The organism is Nocardia sp. NPDC059229, from assembly GCF_042754165.1.
Taxonomy (GTDB): Bacteria; Actinomycetota; Actinomycetes; order Mycobacteriales; family Mycobacteriaceae; genus Nocardia.
Genome location: NZ_JBHZAK010000001.1, coordinates 808,480 through 834,844, shown reverse-complemented (window position 1 = coordinate 834,844; position 26,365 = coordinate 808,480). Strand labels below are relative to the sequence as shown.

Genomic DNA, 26,365 nt, shown 5'->3' with positions numbered 1-26,365 from the left:
CGGGTGTCATCGGTACGTACTCACCGGCTCGCGAAAACTCATCGGCCGCTGGTCGGCGACCCATCGCTCGACGGCTCGGCGACGCCGTGCTAGCAAGGTGGGATGACCGCCACCGTCGACGACGTGGTCGCCGTCGCCGATACGCACCGCCCCGAACTGCTCGCCTACTGCTACCGGATGACCGGCTCGCTGCACGATGCCGAGGATCTGGTGCAGGAGATCCTGGTGCGCGCCTGGCGGTCGGCGGATTCCTATGACCCGCAACGGGCTTCGCTGCGCACCTGGCTGTATCGGATCGCCACCAATGTCTGCCTGACCGCGTTGAAGAGCGCGCAGCGGCGAGCGCTGCCGGTCGACCTGGCACAGCCGAATCCGGTGGTGGGGGCGGAGCGTCTCGATCCTTCGCCCGAACTGCCGTGGCTGGAGCCGTTCCCGGACGCGCTGCTCGGGGACGGCGATCCGGCCGCGGTGGTGGCAGCCCGGGAGAGTGTGCGGCTGGCGTTCGTGGCCGCGCTGCAACACCTTCCGCCGCTGCAGCGCGCGGTGCTGATCCTGCGGGACGTGCTGGCGCTGCGGGCGGCCGAGGTGGCCGGGCTGCTCGACACCAGCACCGCCGCCGTCAACAGCGCCCTGCAGCGGGCGCACGCGCAGCTGTCCGGCGTCCAGGCGGGTCCCGCCGAACTGGGCGACGACGAGCAGCGCGAGCTGCTGAAGCGCTACGTCGAGGCGTTCGAGGCCATGGACATCGACGCCCTCAAGCGCATCCTGCGCGACGACGCCATGCTCCAGATGCCGCCGTTCCTGGCCTGGTTCCAGGGCCGCGACGCCGTCACCGCCTTCCTGGGCCGGGTCTTCGCCCGCGGCGAGGCCTTCCGCCTGCTACCCACCCGCGCCAACAACCGCCCGGCCCTGGCCGCCTACGTCAAGCGCGGCGATGTCTTCGAGGCCGCCAACCTCCACGTCCTCACCCTCGATCGCGACGGCTTCGCCCGCCTGGACCTGTTCCACTCCCCGGACCTCTTCCGACTGTTCGACCTCCCCGCCCGGCTGTGACGTGACATCCGTAGGCTTGGGGAAGAACGCCCCGCCCTGCGGTGTTGCAGAAATGGCCGCGAGTTTCCGGCGAATTCGATTGAGGAGTCCGAAGACGTGTCATCGCATCCCTCCCTGCCGCCCCTGGTGGAGCCGGCAGCGGAGCTGACCCGGGACGAGGTCGCCCGCTACAGCCGCCACCTGATCATCCCGGACCTCGGGGTGGACGGTCAGAAACGCTTGAAGAACGCCAAGGTGCTGGTGATCGGCGCCGGCGGGCTGGGCTCCCCGGCGCTGCTGTACCTGGCGGCCGCCGGTGTCGGCACGCTCGGCATCGTGGAGTTCGACGAGGTCGATGCCTCCAACCTGCAGCGTCAGATCATCCACGGCGAGTCCGATATCGGCCGTTCCAAGGCGGACAGCGCCCGCGATTCGATTCTGGAGATCAACTCCGGAATCACCGTGGAGCTGCACAAGATTCGCCTCGAACCCGACAATGCGGTCGAGCTGTTCAGCCGCTACGACCTGATCGTCGACGGCACCGACAACTTCGCCACCCGCTACCTCGTGAACGACGCCGCGGTGCTGGCCGGCAAGCCCTATGTGTGGGGCTCGATCTACCGGTTCGAGGGCCAGGTCTCGGTGTTCTGGGAGGACGCCCCCGACGGCCGCGGCATCAACTACCGCGACCTCTACCCGGAGGCTCCGCCGCCGGGCATGGTCCCGTCCTGCGCCGAGGGCGGCGTGCTGGGCGTGCTGTGCGCCTCCATCGGCTCGATCATGGTGACCGAGGCGATCAAGCTGATCACCGGTATCGGCGACCCGCTGCTGGGCCGGCTCATGGTGTACGACGCACTGGACATGAGCTACCGCACCATCAAGCTGCGCCGCGATCCGGAGCGTCAGCCCATCACCGAGCTCATCGACTACGACGCGTTCTGCGGCGTGGTGTCGGAGGAGGGCCAGGCCGCGGCCATCGGTTCCACCATCACCGCCCGGGACCTCAAGGAGATGCTCGACGCCGGCAAGGACGTCGCCATCATCGACGTGCGTGAGCCCGTCGAATGGGACATCGTCCGCATCGAGGGCGCGACCCTGATTCCCAAGGACCGCATCCTCTCCGGCGAGGCCCTGGCCGAACTGCCCCAGAACACCCCGATCGTCCTGCACTGCAAGACCGGAATCCGCTCCGCCGAGGCGCTCGCGGCGCTCAAGAACGCCGGTTTCTCGGACGCCACCCACCTCCAGGGCGGAATCATCGCCTGGGCCAACCAGGTCGACCCGTCGCTGCCGGTCTACTGACCGAAAGCGTCGATTTATCGGGACGTGACAACTGATTTCGGAAGGATCCGGGTAACTCCCCGGGTACGTCCGAAATCGGTGACGCGCCCGACCGCCGGTCGCGGACGACACTCCGACGGCTCCCAGTCTGGCCTTAAGTCGCGGGGAGGCGGTACAGCGGTACCGTACGCGCGTGACCATGACTGCTGTGGAACCTCCCGAGCATGTGCGCTCGACCTTCGGGTTGCGCGAGGAAGTGCCGGTTCCGCTGGGGAACTGGGACGGCGGCTGGCGTTGTGGCGATGTGGTCCTGAGCCCGGTGACCGATCACGCGCGAGCGGCGTGGTCGGCGAAGGTGCGCGAGACCCTGCGGGTGGACGGGCTGCGCCTGGCGCGGCCGGTGCGGGCCACCGACGGACGATATGTCGTATCCGGTTGGCGCGCCGACACCTTCCTCGACGGCATGCCGGAGCCGCGGCACGACGAAGTGGTGTCGCTGTCCTTGCGCCTGCACCAGGTGACCGCGCGGCTGGAGCGTCCGCGTTTCCTGGCCGCGCAGCCGGTCGCGCCGTGGGTGGATGTGGATGTCTTCGCGGCCGCGGATCGCGCTGCGTGGGAAGCGGTTCCGCTGCGCAGTCTCAAGCTGGGCGGCATGCTGCAGGCGACGTCCCCGGACGGCGACCGCAGCCAGATCCTGATCACTCAGCTGTCCACGCTGCGCAAACCGGTGACCACTCCCGCACAGCTGGTGCACGGCGATCTGTTCGGAACCGTCCTGTTCTCGGGCGGTTTCGCGCCCGGTCTCACCGACATCACCCCGTACTGGCGACCGGCCCCCTGGGCGGCGGCGGTCATCGTGGTCGATGCCCTGTCCTGGGGCGGCGCCGACGACGGCCTGCTGGAGCGCTGGGGCGATCTCCCCGAATGGCCGCAGATGCTGGTGCGCGCGGTCATGTTCCGCCTCGCCGTGCACGCCCTGCACCCGCGATCCACCCCCGAGGCGTTCCCGGGTCTGGCCCGCACCGCCGACATGATCCGCCTGCTGCTCTAGGGGGATGAACAGCCGGAAAGGCCGCGCCGGGCGACGAATCCGGCGCGGCCTTTCTGCTCCCCTGAGGATGGAGATCTCTGGAAGGGCGTGCTTCCAAAGTCATTGCCTGAGAGTCGGGTCGGCTCAGACGTTGGCGTGGGCCAGGGAGGGTGCGCGTCCGACCGCGAAGGACGAGCGCAGGTAGAACCACCAGCAGATCGCGCCCATGGCGAGGTAGGCCACCACGTAGCCCCAGAAGGCCGGATTCATGCTGTGGTAGTGGGTGTTCGACAGCCGCAGGGCCTGCTGCAGGATCCAGCCGCCCGCCGCGCCGATCGCGCCGATGACGCCGATGGCCGCACCCGCCTGCCGTTTCGAGGAGATCAGGGCCGCCCCGATGTCCTGACCGGTCTCCGAGGCGTACCGCCGCGCTTCAGCGGTGAAGATCATCGGGATCATCCGGTAGGTCGACCCGTTGCCGATGCCGCTGAACACGAACAGCAGCAGGAACGAGATCAGGTACAACGGAAAGTTCTTGGCCGACAGCGACGCCACGATGAGCGCGGCGGCGACCGCCATGCCACCGAAGACGTACAGCGTGATCTTCGCGCCGCTGAGCTTGTCGGCGATCCAGCCGCCGAAGGGCCGGCTCATGGAACCCACGAGCGCGCCGAGGAAGGCCAGGTTGCCCAGGGTGCCCATCCAGCCGATCTTGGCCAGGCTCGGGAAGTTGGCCTTGAGCAGGGTGGGGAAGGCGAAGGAGAAGCCGATGAAGGAGCCGAAGGTGCCGATGTAGAGGATGGCCATCACCCAGGTGTGCCGGTTCTTCAGGGCCAGTTTGTAGGACTTGCCATCGGATTTCGCGCCGGACAGCGAGTCCATGTAGCGCAGCGCGCCGAACAGGGCGACGAGGATGAACGGAATCCACATCAGCACAGCGAGAGTGATGCCGAACCGGTAGCCGCCCGGGTTCTTGGCCATGATGTGGGTGCCCAGCGTGATGATGAGCGGCACGAACAATTGTGTCTGTGCCACACCGAGATTGCCGCCCGCGGCATTGATGCCCAGCGCCGCGCCCTTCTTACCCTCGGGGAAGAAGAAGTTGATATTGGCCATCGACGACGAGAAGTTGCCGCCGCCGACACCCGCGAGTGCGGCCAGCACCATGAACACCCACATGGGTGTGCTCGGCTGGTTGATGAAATACGCCAGACCCAGCGTGGGGATCAGCAGCATGGCCGCGCTGAAGGCGGTGAAGGCGCGGCCGCCGAAGCGTGGGATGGCGAAGGTGTAGGGCACGCGCAGGGCCGCGCCGACCAGGGTCGGGGTGGAGGTGAGCAGCAGCGCGTTGTTGACCGAGTCGGGATTCTTCGCGCTCAGGAAGGCGAATCCGGCCGAGCCCATGGCGGTGACCACGCTGGCCCACAGCACCCAGACGCTGAATCCGAGGTTCTCCGCGAAAACGGAGAAGATCAGATTTTTCCGGGCGGTTTGTTTACCCCCGTTTTCCCAGAATTCACTGTTGTCCGGTTCCCAGCGGTCGATCCACCGTCCGCGTCTTTGGAAGGCAAAGGTCGTTTCCGGTGCCTCTACTACGGTTGCCATGAGCAGCTGTCCTCTCGGCTGTCGCGACCGCCCTCATCATGGGTTCCCGGCCGTCGGGGAACCGCTGCGGTCGCGTCCAACCGTAGGAAGCGCTTTTTACATCCGAGTGTTTTTCCGTGACGGAGACGGTAATTCGACCTCACCCGGCGGCGTGTCGAATGGTGACCTTTCGGTTACTCGAATTTCGTATCAAGCGTCCGGTATTCGGCCATGAGCGAGTCGAGGAAGCAGTTGGCGGTGCGGGCCGCCCGTTCCGGATCGCCGTCGATGACCGCCTGCACCAGTTCGGCGTGCTCGTCGTGGTACGTCTCGCCCTCGCGCTCGGACCGGAAGCGGATGCCGGCCGCGATGACGGGCAGCAGCGAGTCGTAGAACTCCAGGTATACCGCATTGTGGCTGGCGACCACGATGGCGCGGTGCAGTTGCACGTCGGCCTCGATGGCGGCATCGAAGTCGGTGTCCCAGTTGCGGTTTCGTTCTTCGAGCACGCGTCGCAGGGTCGCGATGTCGGTGTCGTCGCGGCGCTCGGCGGCCAACCGGGCGGCGGTGGTGTCGAGCGCCCGCCGCAGTTCCAGGACATCGCGCTGCTGGGCGTCGGCCAGGTACTCGGTGAGGGTGCCGCCGAGGGTGGAGGTGGAGATGACGTAGGTGCCCGAGCCCTGTCTGCGCTCGAGCATGCCGGCGTGCACGAGGGCCTGGACGGCCTCGCGCACGGTATTGCGGCCGGTGCCGGTGAGTTCGGTGAGCTCGGGTTCGGTGGGGATACGCGAGCCGACGGCCCAACGGCCGGAACGGATTTCGGCACGAAGCTGCTCGGTCACCTGGGCGATGAGGCTCGTGCGCCGGACTGGTTGCACGGGTGACAGCGTACCTTGCCTCACATTCGTTGCATCACATCATCGGGTCATCCTATGATTTCCGGGTGACTGCGACGATGGATGAGACGATGGCCCCGGTGCGGGGCCTTTCCAATGCCCCGAGCGAGACGACCGGGTTCCGCCCCGAAATGTCGAAGCGCGCCCTGTTCGAGGGCCGCCTGCTCGTGCTCGTCGCCATCGTCATGTCCGCTCTCACCCTTCGCGTCGCCGTCACCGCATTCACGCCGCTCGCCGCCCGCATCGGGCAGGACATCGGCTACTCCACCGCGGTGGTCGGCGTGTTCGGCATGCTGCCGACCGCCATGTTCGCCCTCGGCGGGCTGCTGACCCCGGTGCTGTCGCGTCGCCTCGGCCTGGAGACCACCGCCCTGGTGGCCATGCTCATGACCGGTGTCGGCTCGGTGATCCGCGCCCTGGTGCCCGCCACCTGGGAGCTGCTGGCCTTCTCCGCGCTGGCCCTGGCCGGCATGGGCATCGGCAATGTGGTGATCCCGCCCCTGGTCAAGCGGTACTTCTCGGATCGGCTGGCCGCGCTCAGCTCGGTCTACATCGTGATGGTGCAGCTGGGCACCGTGTTCCCGGCCCTGATCGCGGTGCCGGTCGCGGACGCGCACGGCTGGCGGCTGTCGCTGGGCATGTGGGCCGCGCTGGCCTTCGCCGCCGCGCTGCCGTGGATCGCGGTGCTGCGGGTGCGGCGTGACCACGCCCGCGTGGACACCACCGAATTGCCTTCGGAGGCGGTCGAATCCACCGGCAAGGTGTGGCGTTCGCCGGTGGCCTGGGGCATGGCCTTCATGTTCGGCATGACCTCGCTGATCACCTACTCGCTGTTCACCTGGATGCCGACGATCTTCGGCGACGCCGGCGCCAGCGCCTCCTTCGGCGGCAGCATGGTCGGCATCTTCGCCCTCATCGGCCTGGTGGCGGCGCTGAGCGCGCCGATCGTGGTGGGCCGCATGGCCAATCCGTTCCCGGTCGTCATCGGCTGCGCGGTGTTCTTCTTCATCGGCTTCGCCGGTCTGCTGCTCGCGCCGATGAGCGCCCCGCTGCTGTGGGTGCTGGCGGTGGGCCTGGGCCCGTCGACCTTCCCGATGGCGCTGACCCTGATCAACCTGCGGACCCGCACCGGTGCCGGTTCGGCCGCGCTGTCCGGCTTCACCCAGGGTGTCGGCTACTCGGTGGCATGCGTGGGCCCGCTGCTGTTCGGCGCGCTGCACACGATGACCGGGGGTTGGCTGGCGCCGTTCGGCTTCCTGGTGGTGGCGGTCCTGATCCTGATGGCGGGCGCCTGGGTGGCGTGCAAGCCGCAGATGCTGGAAGATACCTGGAAATAAATTCACCGTTCGAGTTGCCGAGCCGTGAGGTTGGGGCCATGATTTTGTGGCAAGGCTCTCAACTTCCGGCTCGGTTACGCGTTTCTCCGCGTTTCCTGGCGATTTGTGGCCGCCGGAAACCCTTGTGTCACATGGTCGAAACATGAGGACACTTCTCACGCCGGTCGCCCGATATTCGTGAGCAACCGTTGATTTGCCGGTCATTTCGCGCAGCATCGACGCAATACCGATTTCCTACCTTGGGGCCATCCAGATTTCAGGAGGGCCTCTTGTTGACGACGCTGACCCGCAAGCGCGACATCGAGCATTGGGATGCCGAGGATGTCGTGGCCTGGGAAGCCGGTGGTAAGGACATCGCTCGCCGCAACCTGATCTGGTCGGTGTTCGCCGAGCACGTCGGGTTCTCGGTGTGGTCGATCTGGTCGGTCATGGTGCTGTTCATGCCGACCGACAAGTTCGGCATCGACCCGGCCGGCAAGTTCTTCCTGGGCGCGATGCCGACCCTGGTCGGCGGCTTCATGCGGATCCCGTACACCGTGGCCACCGCCAAGTTCGGCGGTCGTAACTGGACCATCGTGAGCGCGCTGCTGCTGCTGATCCCGACGCTGCTGACGCTGTACTTCGTCAACCAGCCGGGCACCTCCTACACGACCTTCCTGGTCGTGGCGGCCTTCGCGGGCTTCGGCGGCGGCAACTTCTCCTCGTCGATGTCCAACATCAATGTCTTCTTCCCGCAGCGGCTCAAGGGCTGGGCGCTCGGCGTCAATGCGGGCGGCGGCAATATCGGCGTGCCGGTGGTGCAGCTGGTCGGCCTGGCGGTGATCGCCACCCTGGGCAACCATTACGGCAATGCCTCGGTGGTGTGCGCGGTCTACCTGGTCCTGATCGTGGTGGCGGCGCTGGGCGCCGCCCTCTACATGGACAACGTCAAGAACCAGAAGGCCGACCTGTCCTACATGCTCAAGGCGCTGCGGGTGCCGCAGTCCTGGGCCATCGCCTTCCTCTACATCGGTACCTTCGGTTCCTTCATCGGCTACAGCTTCGCCTTCGGCCAGGTGCTGCAGATCAGCTTCAAGGCCGGCGGCGCGAGCGTCGCCGCGGCCACCCTGCACGCCGCGCAGATCGCCTTCATCGGCCCGCTGCTGGGTTCGCTGGCGCGCCCCTACGGCGGCAAGTGGGCCGACCGCATCGGCGGCAGCAAGGTCACGCTGCTCACCTTCGCCGCCATGACGGTGGCGGCCCTGGTGGTCACGGTGGCCTCGACCCTGGGTGATCGCGCCGGGCACCCGCAGGGCGGCGTGCTGGTGGCCATGATCGTCGGCTTCACCGCGCTGTTCGTCATCTCGGGCTTCGGCAACGGGGCGGTCACCAAGATCATCCCGTCGGTGTTCGAGGCCAAATCCCGCTCCCTGGACGGTGATTCGTCCACCCGGGCGGCCTGGGCCCGCAACACCTCGGGCGCGCTCATCGGCTTCGTCGGCGCCATCGGCGCGCTGGGCGGTGTCGGCATCAACCTGGTGCTGCGCTCCTCCTACGCCTCCACCAAGTCCGCGACCACCGCGTTCGGGGTCTTCATGGCCTTCTATGTGGTGTGCGCCGTGGTCTGCTGGGCGGTCTTCATGCGCCGCCCGAGCCTGCGCTCGCTGACCTCCGAAGCCACCGACGCCGATGTCGTCGTCGAGGCCGAGGCTCTGGTCCTCGAAGCCGAAACCGGCTCCGCCGCAACCGATTCCTCGTCCACCTCGTCGGCTCGCGCCTGACGTCCATTCGCGAAAGGGACTGTCATGATCCACAGCATCGAACGCAAAACCGTTGTGGTGGTCGGCCACGGCATGGTCGGACACCGCTTCGTGGAGGCGCTGCGCTCCCGTGACGAGGCCGGAACCTGGCAGGTCATCGTCCTCAGCGAGGAGAAGCTGGCCGCCTACGACCGCGTCGGCCTGTCCTCCTACGTCGGCATCTGGGAGGCGTCCGCGCTGGCGCTGCCCGGCAACGACTACGAGGGCGACACCCTGGTCGACGTCCGGCTCGGCGTGAAGGCCGACGCCATCGACCGCATCGCCCGCAAGGTCACCACCTCCACCGGTGAGGTGATCGGTTACGACGCACTGGTTCTCGCGACCGGCTCCTACGCCTTCGTGCCGCCGGTGCCGGGCCACGACGCCGAGGGCTGCTTCGTCTACCGCACCCTCGAGGACCTGGACGGCATCCGGGCCGCCGCCGAGGCGGCCGGTCCGGGCGCGGTCGGCATCGTGGTCGGCGGCGGTCTGCTCGGTCTGGAGGCGGCCAACGCGCTGCGCCTGCTGGGCATGACCCCGCACGTGGTCGAGTTCAACAAGTGGCTGATGCCGGCCCAGATCGACGAGGGCGGCGGCGCCATCCTCGAGAAGCTGGTGACCGAGCTGGGCCTGGCCGTGCACACCGGTGTCGGCACCTCTTCGATCGAGACCGTCGAGGGCGCGCCGGTCGCCGAGCGGCTGTCGGTCAAGTTCTCCGACGAGAGCGAATTGCGTGCCGCGGTCGTGGTTTTCGCGGCCGGTGTGCGTCCCCGTGACGAAATCGCCCGTACCTCCGGGCTGGACGTCGGCGAGCGCGGCGGTGTCCTCACCGACCTGAGCCTGCGCACCTCGGACCCGAACATCTACGCGATCGGTGAGGTCGCCGCGGTGGAGGGCGTCTGCTACGGCCTGGTCGCCCCCGGCTACAACACCGCCGAGGTGGTCGCCGACCGCCTGCTCGGCGGCGCGGGCGAGTTCCCGGGCGCGGACCTGTCCACCAAGCTGAAGCTGCTGGGTGTGGACGTGGCCTCCTTCGGTGACGCGCACGCCCGGACCGAGGGCGCGCTGTCGGTGGTGCTGCACGATGCGGCCAAGGGCACCTACGCCAAGCTGGTCGTCTCCGATGACGCCCAGACCCTGCTCGGTGGTGTGCTGGTCGGTGACGCCACCCAGTACTCGGCGCTGCGCCCGCTGGTCGGCCGCCCGCTGCCGGCCGATCCGGCCGCGCTGATCTCCCCGGCGGGTGCGGAACTGGGCGCGGACGCGCTGCCCGACGACGCCCAGATCTGCTCCTGCAACAACGTGTCCAAGGGCTCGATCTGCGGCGCCATCGCCGACGGCGCCTGCGACGTGCCGGCCATCAAGAGCTGCACCAATGCCGGAACCTCCTGCGGCGGTTGCGTTCCCATGCTCAAGAAGCTGCTGGAGCAGTCGGGTGTGGAGGTCTCCAAGTCGCTGTGCGAGCACTTCACGCAGTCGCGCGCGGAGCTGTTCCACATCATCCAGTCGACCGGCATCCGCACCTTCTCGGGTCTGATCGCCAAGTACGGCACCGGAACCGGCTGCGACATCTGCAAGCCGACCGTCGCCTCCATCCTGGCGTCCACCTCGAGCGATCACATCCTCGACGGCGAGCAGGCCTCGCTGCAGGACACCAACGACCACTTCCTGGCCAACCTGCAGAAGAACGGCACCTACTCGGTGGTGCCGCGCATGCCCGGCGGTGAGGTGACCGCCGAGCAGCTCATCACCATCGGTGAGGTGGCCAAGGAGTTCGACCTGTACGTGAAGGTCACCGGTGGTCAGCGCATCGACCTGTTCGGTGCGCGCGTGGAGCAGCTGCCGCTGATCTGGAAGCGCCTGGTGGACGTGGGCATGGAATCCGGTCACGCGTACGGGAAGTCGCTGCGCACGGTGAAGTCCTGCGTGGGTTCGACCTGGTGCCGCTACGGTCAGCAGGACTCGGTCGGCATGGCCGTGCTGCTCGAAAAGCGTTACCGCGGTTTGCGTTCCCCGCACAAGCTGAAGCTGGCGGTGTCGGGCTGCGCCCGCGAGTGCGCGGAGGCGCGCGGCAAGGACGTCGGCGTCATCGCCACCGAGCACGGCTGGAACCTGTACGTGGGCGGCAACGGCGGTCTGACCCCGAAGCACGCGGTGCTGCTGGCCGGCGAGCTCGACGACGAGACGCTGATCAAGTACATCGACCGCTACCTGATGTTCTACATCCGCACCGCAGACCGGCTGCAGCGCACCGCGCCGTGGCAGGAGGCCCTGGAGGGCGGCATCGACTACCTCGAGCAGGTCGTCTGCGAGGACAGCCTGGGCATCGCCGCGGATCTGGAAGCGGCCATGGCCAAGCACGTCGAGGGCTACAAGGACGAGTGGGCGGCGGTGCTCGAGGACGAGGGCAAGCTGTCCCGCTTCGTGTCCTTCGTGAACGCGCCGGAGGAGTCGGACCCGACCATCGGTTTCGACGAGACCGGCGAGCGCAAGGTGCCGGTCCTGCTCGGAATCCCGGATATCCCGGTCGATGCGACCCGCGCCACAGAGACCGCCACGCACGGGAAATGACTGCTTAACCGCGAGGAAACAGGGCGCCGGTACCAATAGGTAGGGCGTTCGGAGGAGAGTACCGATGACCGTGATCGACACACCCGGCACCGCAGTCACGACCGTATCTTCCAGTAAAGGTGCAGTCGGTTGGACCCAGGCCTGCCGGCAGGACTATCTGATTCCCGGCCGCGGCGTGGCGGTCCTGCTGAAGGGCGGCCGCCAGGCGGCGCTGTTCCTCACCGGCGACGGGACGCTGTTCGCCGTCGGCAATATCGATCCCTTCGGGCGCGCGGCGGTCATGTCGCGCGGCCTGGTGGGCGACCGCGGCGGTGTGCCGGTGGTGGCGTCGCCGCTGCTCAAGCAGGCCTTCTCGCTGATCGACGGGCGCTGCCTGGACGACGACTCGATTTCCCTGCCGGTGTACGCGGTCCGCGTCGCGGACGGCGTGGTCTCGGTGTCCAACGACCCGGTCCAATTCATCGGCGGTACGGCATGACCGAGGTTGACAGCGGTACCCCGCTGGCCGGCTTCACGGTCGGTATCACGGCCGCTCGGCGCGCCGAGGAACTCGGCACCCTGCTCGCCCGCAGGGGCGCGAATGTTGTTTCCGCCCCGGCCATCCGGATCATTCCGCTGGCCGACGACACCGAGCTGGAGCGGGTGACGCGGCAGCTGGTCGCGGCCCCGCCGCAGATCACCGTGGCCACCACCGGCATCGGCTTCCGCGGCTGGATGGAGGCCGCGGAGGGCTGGGGCCTGGCCGAGGAGCTGCGCGCCACCCTGGGCTCGACCCGCATGCTGGCCCGCGGCCCCAAGGCCAAGGGCGCCATCCGCGCTGCCGAGCTGCGCGAAGAATGGTCTCCCGCTTCGGAATCCAGCGCCGAGGTGCTGGATCACCTGCTGGCCCAGGGGGTCGAGGGGGTCCGCATCGCGGTGCAGCTGCACGGCGCCACCACCGAGTGGGAGCCGGTGCCGGACTTCTGCGAGGTATTGCGCTGCGCCGGAGCCGATGTGGTTCCGGTCCCGGTCTACCGGTGGATTCCGCCGGAGGACCGTACTCCCATGGACCGCCTCATCGAGGGCATCGTCACCGCCGGACTGGATTGCGTGACCTTCACCAGCGCTCCGGCCGTGGCGTCACTTCTCATGCGCGCCAAGGAGACCGGGCTGCTGGAGGCCGTCCTGCACGCGTTCCGCACCCGGGTGCTGCCGGCCTGCGTCGGTCCCATCACGGCCGCGCCGCTGGAGGAGCTGGGCGTCACCACGTCCATGCCCGGCCGCGCCCGTCTGGGCGCGCTGGCCCGCCACGTCGCCGAGGAACTTCCCCGGCGCGCCAACCGGATTCAGGCCGCCGGACACCTGCTCAGCGTCCGCGGCGGTTGCGTCGTCGTGGACGGTCAGGTGCGCCAGCTGGCCCCCGCGCCCATGGCGCTCATGCGTTCCCTGGCCCGCCAGCCGGGCCGGGTCGTCTCCCGTGAGGACCTGCTCGCCGCCCTGCCCGGTGGCGGCGACGACACCCACGCCGTGGAGACCGCCATCGCTCGTCTCCGCGCGGGCCTCGGCACCCCCAAGGCGATCCAGACCGTCGTCAAGCGCGGCTACCGGCTGGCTCTCGACCCCGCCGAGTGCACCGACAATCCGCATCCGGAGGGTCCGAATCAGGCTGCGCGCCAGCCAGTTCCGGCGCACACCCAGGGTCTGGGCGCGCGCCGCGACCTGCCGCCGCGCATCCCCGGCACCCGCGCGCCGCACGCCGAGGTCCCGCCGCCCGCCGCGGCGGCCCGCCGGCCGATCGCCCCGGTGAACGGGACGGCCCGCCCGGTGGGCTTCCCGGCGCAGTCCGTCTCCGCCGCCCGCCCCGCGGTGGCCGCGCGCCCCGGCCGTCCGGCCGGGAGTGCGTGGTGAGCGCGCCGGCGCTGGTGCTCGTCGCGCACGGCACCCGGAGCGCCCGGGGTGTGGAGATGATCGCCGAACTGGCGGGAGCTGTTGCGCGGGAGCTGGGTGCGTCGGCGCTCGCGCACGGTGTCCGCGGCGGGATCGCCGAGACAGGTGCCGGTGCCGATTTCGGGGCCGCATCGGCATCGTTGCGTGAGATCGCGATCGCCGGTACGCCGCGGGTGCGCACCGCGTTCGTGGATGTGCTGGGGCCCTCCCCGGCCGAGGTGTTGCGGGATCTGGATCCGGTTCCCGCCGTGGTAGTTCCGGCCTTCCTGGCCTCGGGCTACCACGTGTATCAGGACGTGCCGCGAGAGGTGGCCGCGAGTGCTCATGACGCGGTCGCGGTCACCCAGGCGATGGGTCCGGACCCGGCGCTGGCCGAGGTGATGCACCTGCGGCTGCGTGCGGCGGGCTGGCGGCCGGGGGACGCGGTGGTGTTCGCCGCCGCGGGTTCCTCGGACGCGCGGGCGCGCCGGGATGTGCAGCGCGCGGCGCGCCTGCTCTCGGAGCGCGTCGGCACGACCGCCCACCTGGCCTATATCGCGACCGGTGAGCCCAAGGTGCCGGAAGTGGTTGCGGCGGTGCGGGCTTCGGGCGCGCGCCGGGTCTTCGTAGCCTCCTATCTGCTCGCCCACGGGCTGTTCCACCAGCGCCTGCACGAGGCGGGCGCGGACGGTGTCGCCGAGCCGATCGGTGTGCACCCTGCCGTGGTGCGCTTGCTGACCGATCGCTACTTCGCGGCAACAGATTCGCTGACGGCCGTCCGGGTCGCCTGATCGGCACGGTCCGGGCCCGGCCGGATTAGGGGCTCGCCCCGATCCGTTAGGGGCCCGGCCCGAACCGAATCGCCCAATTCCCCTATCACTTGGTGATTTTCGATTCGCATGGCAACCTTTACCGCAATTCGGTAAAGACCCTGGAGGATCCCCACGTGAAGAAGTTTGTCGTCGCCGCTGTGATCGCGGGCGGTATCGCCGGCCCGGCCGCCACCGCCGCCGCCGATTTCCCCACGATCTACGACCCGTGGACGGCGTGCATCCAGTCGGGCCAGACCTACGACCAGTGCCAGGCGCTGGTCAACAACACCCAGCCGACGGATCAGGGCGCGGGTTTCGGCTGGACCGGTTCCGCCGCCGGCCACTGAATTCCAAAACAATCTAATTTCAGATTTCGGGCCGACGCCGAATAGCGTCGGCCCGAGTCGTGTCCGCGTGATCCACACCACAGTAGCTACTCCTTAACAATGGTTAAGGCGCTCCGCTTATGTGCCGTCCTGCGGCCGGACCTGTCTCGCTCACCGGTATTCACCGGTTCCCTTCGGTTCGGCGGCGATCAGGATGGCGGGGTGTCGCTCGAACATCCCGCCCGCCGCGCCGGACTCGCCTCGCAGGCGGCGGTGCGCGCCAAGCGCAAGGCCGAGTGGCTCGCCCTCTTCGCGGCCGACGCGCGTGTCGAGGATCCGGTCGGCATCTCCCCGTATGACCCGGTGGGCGAGGGGCATGCGGGCCACGAGGCCATTGCGGCCTTCTGGGACAAAGCGATCGAGCCCAGCCGAATCGAATTCGAGTGGGCCGATTCGTTCGCGTGCGGCGATGAAGCGGCCTTCACCGGGACCATTCGCAGCGCACGCCCCGGGGTGGTCGTCGAGGTTGATCTCGTCGCCGTCTACCGGGTGGATGCGGACGCGAAAATCGTTGCCCTGCGGGCGTTCTGGGAACTGGACCGCGCCCGCGTCACGCCGATTTCGCAGTAGCCCTCCGGAGGGATCAGCCCTTCGGGGTCTGCAGGGCCGGGAACCAGATGTCGGTGAGCACACTCGCGGCTTCCTCGGCGGAGACGTCGATGGTGCCCTGCATGGCCCAGCGGGTGAAGAACCGTTCCAATTGGGCGACAAGGAGTTCCACGCGCAGGCGGGCTTCGTCCTGGCGGTCGGCGGGCCAGCGGGACAGGTAGGAGCTCATGACATTGGGGAGCGCCATGATGCCCTCTCGTGCCACTTCCCGGAATTCGGGTTCGAGGGTGGTGGCCTCGTCCCAGGCGGGCAGTAGGTCCTTGTATTCCTGGAACCAGTCGATGGCGCGCCGCATCCAGGCGGCGAACTCCTCCCGCGAGCCGGTGTCGAGCACGTGGTCGAGGTCCTCGTAGAAGTGCTGGACGCTGGGCAGCGTGCCCTGTTCGGCGATCGCGCGCAGCACATCCGGTTTGCCGGTGAAGTGCAGGTAGAAGGTGGCACGGCTGCAGCCGACGGCGGCGGCGATGTCGTCGACGCGGACCGGCGCGTACCCCTGCGTGGTGAACAGCTGTTTGGCCGCGTCGATGAGCCGGCTGCGGGTCAGCCGTTTCTGTTCGTCGCGCAGCGATGTGCGCCGGGGCGTGTCGCTCTGGCCAGGTGTCTCGGGGTGGTCTACGTCGGATCGGGTCACGACTGAATGATAGACGCAAGTTCACTCACTAGACACCCTGTCTAGCGAGTGTTAGCGTGTGTGGCACATCACGTCCGGCAGGGCTCTGTGACCCGTCGCCGAACCAGGAGAGTGAATTGGCTGCGCTATCTGCACACAATCGTGAATTGCCCAGGGTCTGCGTCATCGGCGCGGGCCCGTCGGGTATCACCGCCGCGAAGCGGCTCGCCGAATACGGCATCCCGTTCGACTGCTACGAAGCCTCCGACGAGGTGGGCGGCAACTGGTACTACAAGAACCCGAACGGCATGTCGGCCTGCTACCAGAGCCTGCACATCGACACCTCGAAATTCCGGCTGCAGTTCGAGGACTTCCCGGCGCCCGAGGAATGGCCGGACTTCCCGCACCACAGCCAGTTGCACCAGTACTTCAAGGATTACGTCGACCATTTCGACATCCGCGATCGAATCGTCTTCGGCAACAAGGTGATTTCGGCCGAGCGCGGCAGCGACGGCCTGTGGACGGTGACCACCGATCAGGGCCGCGTCGAGACCTACGATGCGCTGATCGTGGCCAATGGCCACCACTGGGATCCGCGTACGCCCGACTACCCGGGTGAATTCGACGGCACGCTGATCCATTCGCACGCCTACAACGACCCGTTCGACCCGATCGATATGCGCGGCAAGCGCGTCGTGGTGGTGGGCATGGGCAATTCGGGCCTGGACATTGCCTCGGAGCTGTCGCAGAAGTTCATCGCCTCGAAGCTGTGGGTCTCGGCCCGCCGCGGCGTGTGGGTGCTGCCCAAGTACGTCAACGGCAAGGTCGGTGACACCCAGGTGGTGCCGGCGTGGATGCCACCGAAGGTGGCGCTCAAGCTCAAGCAGCGTTTCGTGGTCAAGAACCGCGGCCGCATGGAGGATTACGGTCTGCCCAAGCCGGATCATCTGCCGTTCGAGGCGCATCCGTCGGCGAGCGAGGAGTTTCTGCACCGGGTCGGCTGCGGCGATATCGATTTCAAGCCCGCGATCACCAAGCTGGACGGCAAGACCGTGCATTTCGCGGACGGCTCGTCCGAAGAGGTGGATGTGGTGGTGTGCGCCACCGGCTATCACATCAGCTTCCCGTTCTTCACCGATCCGGCGCTGCGGCCCGACGACAACAACAAGCTGCCGCTGTACCGCCAGATGATGAAGCCCGAGATCGACAATCTCTTCTATCTCGGCCTGGCCCAGCCGATGCCGACCCTGGTGAACTTCGCCGAGCAGCAGTCCAAACTGGTCGCGGCGTACCTGTCGGGCAACTACCGGTTCCCGTCGCAGGCGGATATGACGGCGGCGGTGGCGAAGGCGGAGGCCGAACGCGCCGAGCGCTACTACAACTCGCCGCGGCACACCATTCAGATCGACTTCGACGTCTATGTCCGCGAGCTGAAGAAGGAACTGGTGGAGGGCGCGCGACGCGCCGCCGCCGCGGGCAACACGCTGCCGGTGCGCAGTCGCGCGCTGGTGCGGGCGTAGAGGGGAGCGGTCAGGATGAGCAACGTGGCTGGATTCTGTGCCGACGAATTCGACGCTGTCCGTGCGGCTTTCACCGAGCAGGTGGAGTCGGGCGCGGAGCTGGGCGCCTCGGTGTGCGTGACCGTCGACGGCGAAACGGTGGTGGATCTCTGGGGCGGCTGGGCCGATCCGGAGCAGACCCGGCCGTGGACCGCGGACACCCTGGTGAACACCTTCTCCATCACCAAGACCATGGTCGCGCTGAGCGTGCTGCTGCTGGTCGACCGCGGTGAGCTGGACGTGCACCAGAAGGTGGCCCACTACTGGCCGGAGTTCGCGGCGAACGGCAAGGCCGATATCGAAGTGCGGCACCTGCTTTCGCATACCTCGGGCGTTTCCGGCTGGGAGGCCCCGATCGTGTTGTCGGACATCTACGACATCGACGCGGCCTCGGATCGCCTTGCGGCGCAGGCGCCCTGGTGGGAGCCGGGCACTGTCTCGGGCTATCACGCCATGAACTACGGCCACCTGCTGGGTGCGGTGATCAAGCGCGTCACCGGCCGCCCGCTGGGCAGCTTCTTCACGGAGGAGCTGGCGCGGCCGCTGGGCGCGGACTTCCACATCGGCACGCCCGCAGCCGATTTCGACCGCATCGCCACCCTGGTGCCGCCGGATCTCCCCGAGTTCGATCAGTCGCTGCTGCCGCAGGACAGCGTTATGTTCAAGACGCTGTTCCAGCCCCTGCTCGACTTCGCCGAGTGCGCGACCCCGGGCTGGCGGCAGGCGGAGCTGGGCGGCATGGGCGGCCACGGCAATGCCCGCTCCATCGCCCGGCTGCAGTCGGTGATCAGCAATGGCGGCGAGCTGGCCGGCCGGAAGTTCCTGTCGGACAAGACCATCGACCTGATCTTCGAGCAGCAGTCCGATGGGGTGGACCTGGCCATCCTGCTGCCGCTGCGCTTCGGCATCGGCTACGGCCTGCCGCACGCGCAGACCGCCCCGCAGGTGCCGGACGGCCGCGTCTGCTGGTGGAACGGACTGGGTGGCGCGCACGTCGTCAACGATCTGGACCACCGCGTCACGTTCGCCTACGCCATGAACCGCATGGCACCCGGCCTGATCGGCTCCGAGCGGGCCGACGCCTATATGAAGGCGACCTTCGACACAGTGAGGGGACGTGCGTGACGGGCCTCACTCGGGCAAGCTGCGAAGGTTCGCGCAATCGGATTCGAGGACTTGATTCATGACCAACGCTGTTGATCTGCAGGCTCTGGCCGCGCAGGTGGCCGGGAAGCTGACCGGGCCGGGTGGGCCGTTCGAGATGACGGTCGAGCCGGTGCTGGGTGTGCCGCTGCCGGTGTTCAAGCATCGCCGTGGTTCGCTGCTGGAACTGCTGGAAGCCTCGCGGGAGCTGGGCGATCGCGACTATCTGGTGTCCGCGCGGACCCGCTACACCTTCGCCGAGCACTACGCGGCCGCCGGAGCTTTGGCCGCGGCGTTGGCCGAACGCTACGGCGTGGGCAAGGGCGACCGGATCGGCATCCTGGCCGCCAACACTCCCGAGTGGGTGTTGACGTTCTGGGCCGCGCAAAGGTTGGGGGCGATCCCGGTCGGTTACAACGCGTGGTGGGTGCCGCGCGAGATCGCCTACGGTCTCGAGCACTCTTCCCCGAAGGTCGTGATCGCCGACGCCAAACGCGCCGCGCTGGCCGCCGAGACCGGCACCGACATTCCGGTGCTGACCATGGAAACCGACCTGCCCGCCCTGATCCAGGAGTTCGCCGGCGGCAACCTGAGTGCCGAGGTGTCCGAGGACGATCCGGCGATCATCCTCTACACCTCCGGGACCACGGGTCGTCCGAAGGGTGTGGTGCACACTCAGCAGAACATGGTCGCCGTCGCCGACTATCACCGGTTCATGGACGCGTTGGCGGCCGGTTTCCGTGGGCAGGGGTGGGACGGTTCCCCGGCGGGCCGTCGCTACCTGGCGACGATGCCGTTGTTCCACATCGCGAGCCTGCACAACCTGTCGATCCCGCGTCTGGCCACCGGTGACGCGGTCGTCTTCCCGACCTCGGGCGAGTTCGATGCCGAATCACTGCTGCAGCTGGTCGAGACCGAGAAGGTCACCAACTGGGCGGCGGTGCCGACGTTGGCGAGTCGCATTCTGGCCGTGGACATCTCGCGCTATGACTTGTCGTCGCTGACGGCGTTCTCGCTCAATTCCGCGCCGTCGTCTCCGGCGCTGGTGCAGCGGTTGAGGGAGCGGTTCCCGGTCGCGTTGCAGGGCCTGACCACCAGTTACGGGTGCACCGAGTCCGGTACCGCCGCGACGGTGGCGACCCCGCCGGAGTTGGCCGCTGACAACGAGACCGTGGGTCGTGCGGTGGTCGGTGTGTCGGTCGAGGTTCGCGACCTCGACGGTAAGCCGGTGCCCGATGGCGAGGAGGGCGAGGTCTGCATCCGCAGCCCGTACGTCATGCTCGGCTACTGGAACAACGAGGAAGCCACCCGGGCCGCGATCGATGAGAACCGTTGGCTGCGCACCGGTGACTACGGCACGCTGCGGCAGGGCAAGCTCTACATTTCCGGCCGCCGTTCGGATCTCATCCTGCGGGGTGGCGAGAACGTGTACCCGCAGGAGATCGAGAACGTCCTCGACGAGCACCCGCTGGTGCGTGAGTCGGCGGTGATCGGTGTCCCGCACGAGGATCTGGGGCAGGAGGTCGCCGCGATCGTGGTGGTCGACGACCCGGAGCAGCTGTCGGAGGACGAGTTGCGCGATCATGTGGCCAAGCAGTTGGCCTACTTCAAGGTGCCCGCCCGCTGGCTGGTCACCGCGGATCCGTTGCCGCGCAATGCCACCGGCAAGGTACTGCGCCGTGACCTCTCCCTGGGAAAGTGAATTCCTGTGTACGACACCATCATCAAGAATGGGCGCTGGTTCGACGGCACCGGCGCACCCTCGGCCATCCGTAATCTCGGCATCCGGGATGGCCGGGTGGCGACCGTGTCGTCCGCCCCGCTGGACGAGACCGGCTGTGCGCGAGTGATCGACGCGACCGGCCGCTGGGTCATGCCGGGCATGATCGATATTCACACCCACTACGACGTGGAGGTGCTGCTGGACCCGACGCTGTCGGAGTCGCTGCGGCACGGCGTCACCACGCTGCTGCTCGGGTCGTGCTCGCTGTCCACCGTGCATGTCGGCGGCTCGGACGCGGGTGACCTGTTCGGCCGGGTGGAGGCGATTCCGCGCAAGCACGTGGTCGAGGCGGTGGACGCGCTGAAGACCTGGAACAGCGCGCACGGCTATGTGGCGGCGCTGGAGTCGCTGCCGCTGGGCCCGAATGTCGCTGCCTTCATCGGTCATTCGGATATCCGGGCGTCCCAGCTGGGCTTGCAGCGGGCCACCGATCCGGATGTGCAGCCGACCGAGTCCGAGCTGACGGCCATGGAGCACAAGCTGACCGAGGCGCTGGACGCCGGATTCGTCGGCATGTCCTCGCAGCAGCTGCTGTTCGACAAGCTGGACGGCGAGGTGTGCCGGTCGCGGACGCTGCCGTCGACCTACGCCACCGGCAAGGAGCGGCGGCGGCTGAATCGCATTCTGCGCGACCGCAAGCGGGCGCTGCAGGGCGGTCCCGACGTCGCCAAGCCGCAGAGCATGCTCGGCATGGCGGCCAGCAGCCTGGGCTTCTTCCGGCCCAAACTGAAGGTGAGCCTGCTGTCGGCGGCCGATATCAAGGCGATTCCCGGTGTGGTGAAGGTCTTTCCGCTGCTGGGCCGGATCATCAACGGGCTCGGCGGCGACTTCCGCTGGCAGCATCTGCCGGTGCCGTTCGAGGTGTACTCCGACGGCATCGATCTGCCGGTGTTCGAGGAATTCGGTTCCGGCGCAGCGGCTCTGCACCTGTCCAACCAGCTGGAGGAGCGGCGGGAACTGCTGGCCGACGAGAACTACCGCCGCTGGTTCCGCAAGGACTACGACAAGAAGTGGGGTCCGCGGGTCTGGCATCGGGACTTCTTCGACGCCGAGATCACCGAGTGCCCGGATGCGAGCGTGATCGGCAAGACCTTCGGTCAGGTCGGCGTGGATCGCGGCGGCGTGCACCCGGTGGACGCCTTCCTGGATCTGGTGGTGGAGTACGGGCCCAAGGTGCGCTGGCGCACCACCATCTCCAATCACCGGCCCGAGGTGCTGGACGTGCTGGCCGCGGATCCCAGTGTGCAGCTGGGCTTTTCGGACGCCGGCGCGCATCTGCGGAACATGGCCTTCTACAACTTCGGGCTGCGGCTGCTGAAGCGCGTGCACAAGGCGCAACAGGCGGGCCGGCCGTTCATGACGGTCGAGCACGCCGTGCACCGGGTGTCCGGCGAGCTGGCCGACTGGTACGGCCTGGATGCCGGTCACCTGCGCGAGGGCGATCGGGCCGATGTGCTGATCATCGATCCGGCGCGGCTGGACGACAGCCTGGAAGCCTATGCCGAGAACCCGATTCCGGAGTTCGACAACCTCTCCCGCATGGTCAACCGCAATGACGACACGGTCACCGCGGTGCTGGTGAACGGCGAGTTCGTCTTCGGGCTGGGGGAGAAGGCCGACACCCTGGGCAGGGAACGCACCGGCGAATTCCTGCGGGCAGGTGCCCGATGAACGCCCGTAGATTCGACGGCCGTGCCGCGGTCGTCACCGGTGCGGCCTCCGGTATCGGCGCGGCCATCGCCGCCGCGCTGATCGCCGAGGGCGCGAATGTGGTCGGCCTCGACATCGACGAGGCAGGTCTCGGGAAGAAGGCCGCCGAACTCGGCGACGCCTTCGTCCCCGTGGTCACCGACGTCACCGACGAGGCCCAGGTGGAGGCCGGGATCGCCACCGCCGCATCCCGTTTCGGCCGTCTCGACGCGGCCTTCAATGTGGCGGGCGCATCCCGTATCGGCGCGGTCACCGACCTCACCGAGGCCGACTGGGATTTCACCATCGACCTGATTCAGAAGAGCGTCTTCCTGTGCACCAAACATGAAGCGCGCCTGATGAAGTCGACCGGCGGCGGCGCGATCGTGAACATCTCCTCGCTCGACGCCCGCGTGCCGATGCCCGGTGGCAGCCCGTACTCCACCGGCAAGGCGGGCGTGGTCATGTTCACCAAGAACGCGGCCCTGGAGCTGGCCCAGTTCCGCATCCGGGTGAACGCCATCCTCCCCGGCCTGGTGGACACCCCGCTGGTCGCCGCGGTCATGGGTTACGAGCCCGCCAAACAGATGTTCCTGGACCGCATCCCGATGGGCGCGCCCGCCACCCCGGAACAGATCGCCGCCCCCAGCCTGTTCCTCGCCTCCGACGACGCCTCCTACATCACCGGTATCGACATGGTGGTGGACGGCGGCTGGGAGCTGAGCAACTTCCCGAACTTGGCGAAGCTCGCGGGCTGAGCCGAGAACCCGCCCTGGGCCCCGAAACACGTTCCAGCCCAGGGCGGGTCGGTCAGCGGGGCGAATCCTGTACCGCGGCCAGCGCGCCGGTCAGTGCGCCGAGGCAGGCCGCGCGGACCTGCTCGCGGGTGAGGGTCTGGTGTTCCAGCCATTCCAGGCAGAGGGTGTGGACGAACATCAGCCACGAGGTCAGCAGGGCCGACATGACGTCGCGGGCCGGGCCGGTGAGCCCAATGGCGGCGAGCATCTCGTCGTGCATGGCGGTGTGGTCGCCGAACACGATCGCCTGGACGACCGGATCGCCGGAGAGCGCGCGGTTGGCGGCCAGCACCGTATTGCGGTTGGCGGCGAAGTACCCCAGGTGTGCGTCGAGCCCGGCGGCGACCTGGTCGGTCAGCGGGAGGCCGGGGTCGAGGTGTACCGCGGCCTGCAACGTTTCGGCGGCGCGCTGATAGATGGCGGCGAAAAGTGCGCTCTTGCTGGGGAAGTGGCGATACAGCAGGGCTCGCGAGATGCCTGCCCGCTCGGCGATCTGGTCCATCTGTACCTGGTCGTACGGCAGGGCGGCGAACAGCTGCGCACCCACGTCCAGTAATTCGGCGCGGCGCTGTTCGGGGCTGAGGCGACGTCGCGGCGGCATGGCACCACCGTAGTTGACGCGTGTGTACTAGGGGGTTACGCTCCGAATCATCTAGTTGACACGTGTATACCAAGCTCCGGGTTTCGCCCGGGAAGGGGCGGTCATGCGAGCCGTATTACAGTGGTTCCTAGCCTTTTTCGGTGTCTGCTGCGTCTTGATCGCCTTGGCGCACATCTTCATCGGGCCCAGCACGATCATCGGCGCGAACACGCCCAACGCCACCTTGGACGGCGACCTGCGGTTCTCGATGGTGCTCTTCCTCTCCTACGGCGCGGCCTGTGTGTGGGCGGCCCGGGACCTGGACCGCTACGCCGGCCTGATCCACCTGCTCATGGTGCTGTTCTTCGCCGGCGGCGTGGTCCGTCTACTGACCGTCGCCTACGTCGGCTGGCCGCACTGGTTCTACATCGCCATGCTCGTCATCGAATTCGCCATCCCTCTGGTCTATTCGCCGCTGCTTCAACGAGTAACCGGCCGCCCGATTCGCGCCGAGTTGGTCGAGCTGACTCGCTGACCCGGAATCGCTGTGCGCCATAGGGGAGTCAAAGCGCCACAGACGAGGACCCAAAGGAGCAAAAGACGAAAGATGCCTGGAATGGGAGGGGGCCGGGCTCACGTCCGCGCCTTCACCTACCAGCCCCCTCACCTTTGAAGCCGCATGTGGGGATTGCTGCAGGAGGTATTCCATCGGATCCGGGGGTTGGAGTCGCCACGTCATGAACTCCACCGTCGGCCGCAAGCAAGTTCCAGTTGGTGGCCCCAGCACCCCTGACGATGAGGTTGTTGGATTCGGTGGTGATCCCGCTCGGCGGCGGTCGCCTGTGAAGCGGTGGAGATGGCGGCGGCTGTCACAGTGGTGGCCGTCGAAGGGGCCGAATGTGGTCCCGGTCAGGCGGCGATCGAAGTAGCAGCCGAGGCGGCTGTCACGGCGCGGCGGCGATCGGCGTGGCAGTCGCGGCGGAGCTGACGATCCGGGCGGCGGTCTCAGTACTGAGACCAAGGTGGCTGTCGCGGGTGCGGATCGCAGTGGCGGTGGTGGGAATATCACCGTGGGCGCTGGGGAGGCGACGTAACCACACTTCCCCGTCCCTGCGCACGCCAGCCCGACACCAGCGGGCCGGGAATCACGCCACCCGAGCACCCCACCTCCGGCAACTGGAATCGATGGCAGCGGCGACCCACTCCCCAACGTGATGTCTGTCGTTCACGCGTGGGGTGCCTGTTGGGTCGAGGCTTTTCGGTGCGATCCATCCGGTGTGTCCCCGATAGGGGGAATCTTTGCCCATGACAACGGTTTTCCAACCCTCGGCACTGTCGTTGACCAGCGCGTGGCAGTGATCACAGACGAGCGTCAAGTTGGTCAGATCGGTGGGGCCGCCTTTGGCCCAGTCGGTGATGTGGTGCACCGCGCACATGCTCGCGGGTGCGTCGCATCCCGGGCGGGTACAGCCATTGTCGCGGGCGATCAACGCCAACCGTTGGGCGGGGGTGGCCAGGCGTTCGCAGCGACCCAGGTACAGCGGCAGTCCGTCGGCGTCGAGGACCGCCAGCACCGGGCGGGTGCCCTCGGCCATCTTGAGGGCCTCGTTGATGCTCACGTGGCCGCCGGAGGCGGTGGTCGCGACCCCGGCCCCACGTTCGAGGTCGGCGAGGTTCATGGTCAGGATGGCCTGCACCGGCAGACCCCGGTGCGACCCCAGCTTGGCGGGGTCGACACCGGGCTGCAGCAACGCGAACAACGCGTCGTGGGTGCGCTGCCCGGCATCACGACGGTCGCGACGGGCGGCCGCCTCCAACACTGTCGAATCGACGACCTTGGCCGTGGCGGCAACGCTGTCGGCGTCGTCGATGTTGCACATACCCGGACGCGCCAGCTTCGCGAAGACGGCATCGAGCAGGGCCCGCAGTTCGGGGGTGATCCAGCCCTCGATCCACGACATGCCATCCACCCCGGGGCGGCCGAGGATCAGGCCGCGGCGGCGACGGCGGTCGGTGTCGGAGACGACCTTGCCGTCGGGGTCGACACGAGCGAGGATGTCGCGGCCGATCTTGGGCAGGTCATCGGGCCAACCGACACGGGCGTGATCGACCAGGATGTGCTCGGCTTCCACGCGCGTCTCAGCGGGGATGTCGGTGGGCAGGTGGTGCATGACGTCGATGATGTTGCGGACGTGGTCGCGTGAGATGTCGCCTGCCTCAAAGGCTTCGGCGGTCGCAGCCAAGGTGGCCGGGCACAAGTGTCCGGTGGGTTCGAAGAATTCTCCGCACTGGCGGGTGATCTTCACTCGCACCGACGCGTCGTACCTCGACAGGCCCAAGGTCTGCCGCAGGAACGGCACCACGTCTTTTGCCCCACTACCTTCGGGCAGTGAGCGGTTGCAGGCTTCGATGATCAGGCGTGAATCCAGTGCCGACAGTTGACGTTTGCAGGTTTCCAGGCGCTGCATCAACTCCACGACATCACCGTCCAGAACGGGTTCAGGTTGCCGTGCAGGACGGAATTCGACAGGGTTTCGACGGCGGCCGCCAGGTCGGCGATACCGCACATGTCGAGTGTTTCCCCCTTCGAATCCATGTGCTAATTCTACCGCCGCGCGATCATTGAGAGAACCAGAATTGTCCTGTACGCCTTACTCTTTCGCAAATAGCTTTGATCTCGACGCGTGGGCGTGTGGAGCGCGCCGCAGCCCTCACCTGCCTGGCCTGGCTGACACGGAGCGCTTACGCCGAAAGATTCCAAGCGGCTCGCCCTGAACGGCGGCACCGTCAACATCGTCGCGAGGATTCGTGCCCGCCGCCGAATTCTGGACCGAGCGCCCGACACCCGATCTGGAAGACGATCGTGTTCCCGAATCCCGCTCGGACGCAATGGAACAAGCGTTGCCATCCCGCATCTCGCCGTGCCCGAGGCCGCAAGGACCACGGGACAGATCCTGCAGATCAACGCCGGAACCATCCTCGG

At 67.7% G+C, this 26,365-nt stretch carries 22 protein-coding genes and 1 pseudogene; 17 read left to right on the top strand and 6 right to left on the bottom strand.

Annotated elements, in window-relative coordinates; genetic code table 11:
• Nucleotides 1–102 precede the first annotated feature (102 nt).
• From ACFXHE_RS03895 to ACFXHE_RS03885, 3 genes are all read left to right on the top strand, one after another.
• Nucleotides 103–1,053 (top strand): sigma-70 family RNA polymerase sigma factor, encoded by a 951-nt coding sequence (locus tag ACFXHE_RS03895; RefSeq protein WP_379379509.1) that lies wholly within the window; start codon nucleotides 103–105, stop codon nucleotides 1,051–1,053.
• 96 nt (nucleotides 1,054–1,149) lie between these two features.
• Nucleotides 1,150–2,334: an adenylyltransferase/sulfurtransferase MoeZ gene (gene moeZ, locus ACFXHE_RS03890; RefSeq protein ID WP_379379507.1), complete on the top strand. Its 1,185-nt coding sequence runs from the start codon at nucleotides 1,150–1,152 to the stop codon at nucleotides 2,332–2,334.
• A 178-nt stretch (nucleotides 2,335–2,512) separates the two neighbouring features.
• Entirely contained in the window at nucleotides 2,513–3,364 is an 852-nt protein-coding gene (locus tag ACFXHE_RS03885; RefSeq protein WP_379380379.1) for a TIGR02569 family protein, read from the top strand.
• A gap of 123 nt (nucleotides 3,365–3,487) precedes the next feature.
• On the opposite strand, the gene ACFXHE_RS03880 is transcribed toward ACFXHE_RS03885, so the two are convergent.
• A complete protein-coding gene (locus ACFXHE_RS03880; RefSeq protein WP_379379505.1) occupies nucleotides 3,488–4,948 on the bottom strand; it encodes an MFS transporter in 1,461 nt (486 codons plus the stop codon).
• A gap of 173 nt (nucleotides 4,949–5,121) precedes the next feature.
• Nucleotides 5,122–5,805 (bottom strand): FadR/GntR family transcriptional regulator, encoded by a 684-nt coding sequence (locus ACFXHE_RS03875; protein WP_379379503.1) that lies wholly within the window; start codon nucleotides 5,803–5,805, stop codon nucleotides 5,122–5,124.
• A 65-nt stretch (nucleotides 5,806–5,870) separates the two neighbouring features.
• Here ACFXHE_RS03875 and ACFXHE_RS03870 point away from each other — a divergent pair, with 65 nt between their 5' ends.
• The 8 genes and pseudogenes from ACFXHE_RS03870 (at nucleotide 5,871) to ACFXHE_RS03835 (ending at nucleotide 15,182) form a co-directional block, all read left to right on the top strand.
• On the top strand, nucleotides 5,871–7,160 hold the full coding sequence (locus tag ACFXHE_RS03870; RefSeq protein ID WP_379379501.1) for an MFS transporter: 1,290 nt from the start codon (nucleotides 5,871–5,873) through the stop codon (nucleotides 7,158–7,160).
• Between the two features lie 269 nt (nucleotides 7,161–7,429).
• The gene (locus ACFXHE_RS03865) at nucleotides 7,430–8,920 is read left to right on the top strand and encodes a nitrate/nitrite transporter (protein ID WP_379379499.1); all 1,491 of its coding nucleotides are present in this window, start codon (nucleotides 7,430–7,432) and stop codon (nucleotides 8,918–8,920) included.
• A 24-nt stretch (nucleotides 8,921–8,944) separates the two neighbouring features.
• Complete coding sequence (gene nirB, locus ACFXHE_RS03860) at nucleotides 8,945–11,509, top strand: nitrite reductase large subunit NirB (protein ID WP_379379497.1); 2,565 nt, start codon at nucleotides 8,945–8,947, stop codon at nucleotides 11,507–11,509.
• A gap of 64 nt (nucleotides 11,510–11,573) precedes the next feature.
• A complete protein-coding gene (gene nirD, locus ACFXHE_RS03855) occupies nucleotides 11,574–11,987 on the top strand; it encodes a nitrite reductase small subunit NirD (protein WP_379379495.1) in 414 nt (137 codons plus the stop codon).
• Nucleotides 11,984–13,129 (top strand): annotated as a pseudogene (locus ACFXHE_RS03850) (uroporphyrinogen-III synthase); the annotation flags it as partial. The gene nirD and the pseudogene ACFXHE_RS03850, both read left to right, overlap by 4 nt.
• Before the next feature lie 263 nt (nucleotides 13,130–13,392).
• Nucleotides 13,393–14,205 carry a sirohydrochlorin chelatase gene (locus tag ACFXHE_RS03845; protein WP_379379493.1) on the top strand — a complete coding sequence of 271 codons (813 nt, stop codon included), beginning with the start codon at nucleotides 13,393–13,395 and terminating at the stop codon, nucleotides 14,203–14,205.
• 155 nt (nucleotides 14,206–14,360) lie between these two features.
• Complete coding sequence (locus ACFXHE_RS03840; RefSeq protein ID WP_379379491.1) at nucleotides 14,361–14,573, top strand: hypothetical protein; 213 nt, start codon at nucleotides 14,361–14,363, stop codon at nucleotides 14,571–14,573.
• A 99-nt stretch (nucleotides 14,574–14,672) separates the two neighbouring features.
• The gene (locus ACFXHE_RS03835; protein WP_379379489.1) at nucleotides 14,673–15,182 is read left to right on the top strand and encodes a nuclear transport factor 2 family protein; all 510 of its coding nucleotides are present in this window, start codon (nucleotides 14,673–14,675) and stop codon (nucleotides 15,180–15,182) included.
• A gap of 13 nt (nucleotides 15,183–15,195) precedes the next feature.
• Here ACFXHE_RS03835 and ACFXHE_RS03830 read toward each other — a convergent pair whose 3' ends face one another.
• Nucleotides 15,196–15,852, bottom strand: coding sequence for a TetR/AcrR family transcriptional regulator (locus ACFXHE_RS03830; RefSeq protein ID WP_379379487.1), 657 nt, complete (start codon nucleotides 15,850–15,852; stop codon nucleotides 15,196–15,198).
• Nucleotides 15,853–15,998: 146 nt separating this feature from the next.
• Here ACFXHE_RS03830 and ACFXHE_RS03825 point away from each other — a divergent pair, with 146 nt between their 5' ends.
• Genes ACFXHE_RS03825 through ACFXHE_RS03805 form a run of 5 tightly spaced genes read left to right on the top strand, consistent with a single transcriptional unit; the run spans nucleotide 15,999 to nucleotide 22,763 of the window.
• Nucleotides 15,999–17,351 (top strand): flavin-containing monooxygenase, encoded by a 1,353-nt coding sequence (locus tag ACFXHE_RS03825; protein WP_379379485.1) that lies wholly within the window; start codon nucleotides 15,999–16,001, stop codon nucleotides 17,349–17,351.
• Between the two features lie 15 nt (nucleotides 17,352–17,366).
• Entirely contained in the window at nucleotides 17,367–18,515 is a 1,149-nt protein-coding gene (locus ACFXHE_RS03820; protein ID WP_379379483.1) for a serine hydrolase domain-containing protein, read from the top strand.
• A 58-nt stretch (nucleotides 18,516–18,573) separates the two neighbouring features.
• Entirely contained in the window at nucleotides 18,574–20,235 is a 1,662-nt protein-coding gene (locus tag ACFXHE_RS03815; protein WP_379379481.1) for a class I adenylate-forming enzyme family protein, read from the top strand.
• Nucleotides 20,236–20,241: 6 nt separating this feature from the next.
• Entirely contained in the window at nucleotides 20,242–21,987 is a 1,746-nt protein-coding gene (locus ACFXHE_RS03810) for an amidohydrolase family protein (RefSeq protein WP_379379479.1), read from the top strand.
• The gene (locus tag ACFXHE_RS03805; RefSeq protein ID WP_379379477.1) at nucleotides 21,984–22,763 is read left to right on the top strand and encodes an SDR family NAD(P)-dependent oxidoreductase; all 780 of its coding nucleotides are present in this window, start codon (nucleotides 21,984–21,986) and stop codon (nucleotides 22,761–22,763) included. The genes ACFXHE_RS03810 and ACFXHE_RS03805 overlap by 4 nt, the downstream gene beginning before the upstream one ends.
• Nucleotides 22,764–22,815: 52 nt before the next feature.
• Here the strand turns inward: ACFXHE_RS03805 and ACFXHE_RS03800 are convergent, their stop codons facing one another.
• Nucleotides 22,816–23,403 (bottom strand): TetR/AcrR family transcriptional regulator, encoded by a 588-nt coding sequence (locus ACFXHE_RS03800; protein WP_379379475.1) that lies wholly within the window; start codon nucleotides 23,401–23,403, stop codon nucleotides 22,816–22,818.
• 103 nt (nucleotides 23,404–23,506) lie between these two features.
• Between ACFXHE_RS03800 and ACFXHE_RS03795 the strand changes: the two genes are divergently transcribed.
• A complete protein-coding gene (locus ACFXHE_RS03795) occupies nucleotides 23,507–23,917 on the top strand; it encodes a DUF4345 domain-containing protein (RefSeq protein ID WP_379379473.1) in 411 nt (136 codons plus the stop codon).
• Nucleotides 23,918–24,527: 610 nt separating this feature from the next.
• Here ACFXHE_RS03795 and ACFXHE_RS03790 read toward each other — a convergent pair.
• A complete protein-coding gene (locus ACFXHE_RS03790) occupies nucleotides 24,528–25,850 on the bottom strand; it encodes a DUF222 domain-containing protein (protein ID WP_379380377.1) in 1,323 nt (440 codons plus the stop codon).
• Complete coding sequence (locus ACFXHE_RS03785) at nucleotides 25,850–25,978, bottom strand: hypothetical protein (RefSeq protein WP_379379471.1); 129 nt, start codon at nucleotides 25,976–25,978, stop codon at nucleotides 25,850–25,852. Before ACFXHE_RS03785 ends, ACFXHE_RS03790 begins: the two co-directional genes overlap by 1 nt.
• Nucleotides 25,979–26,365 lie beyond the last annotated feature (387 nt).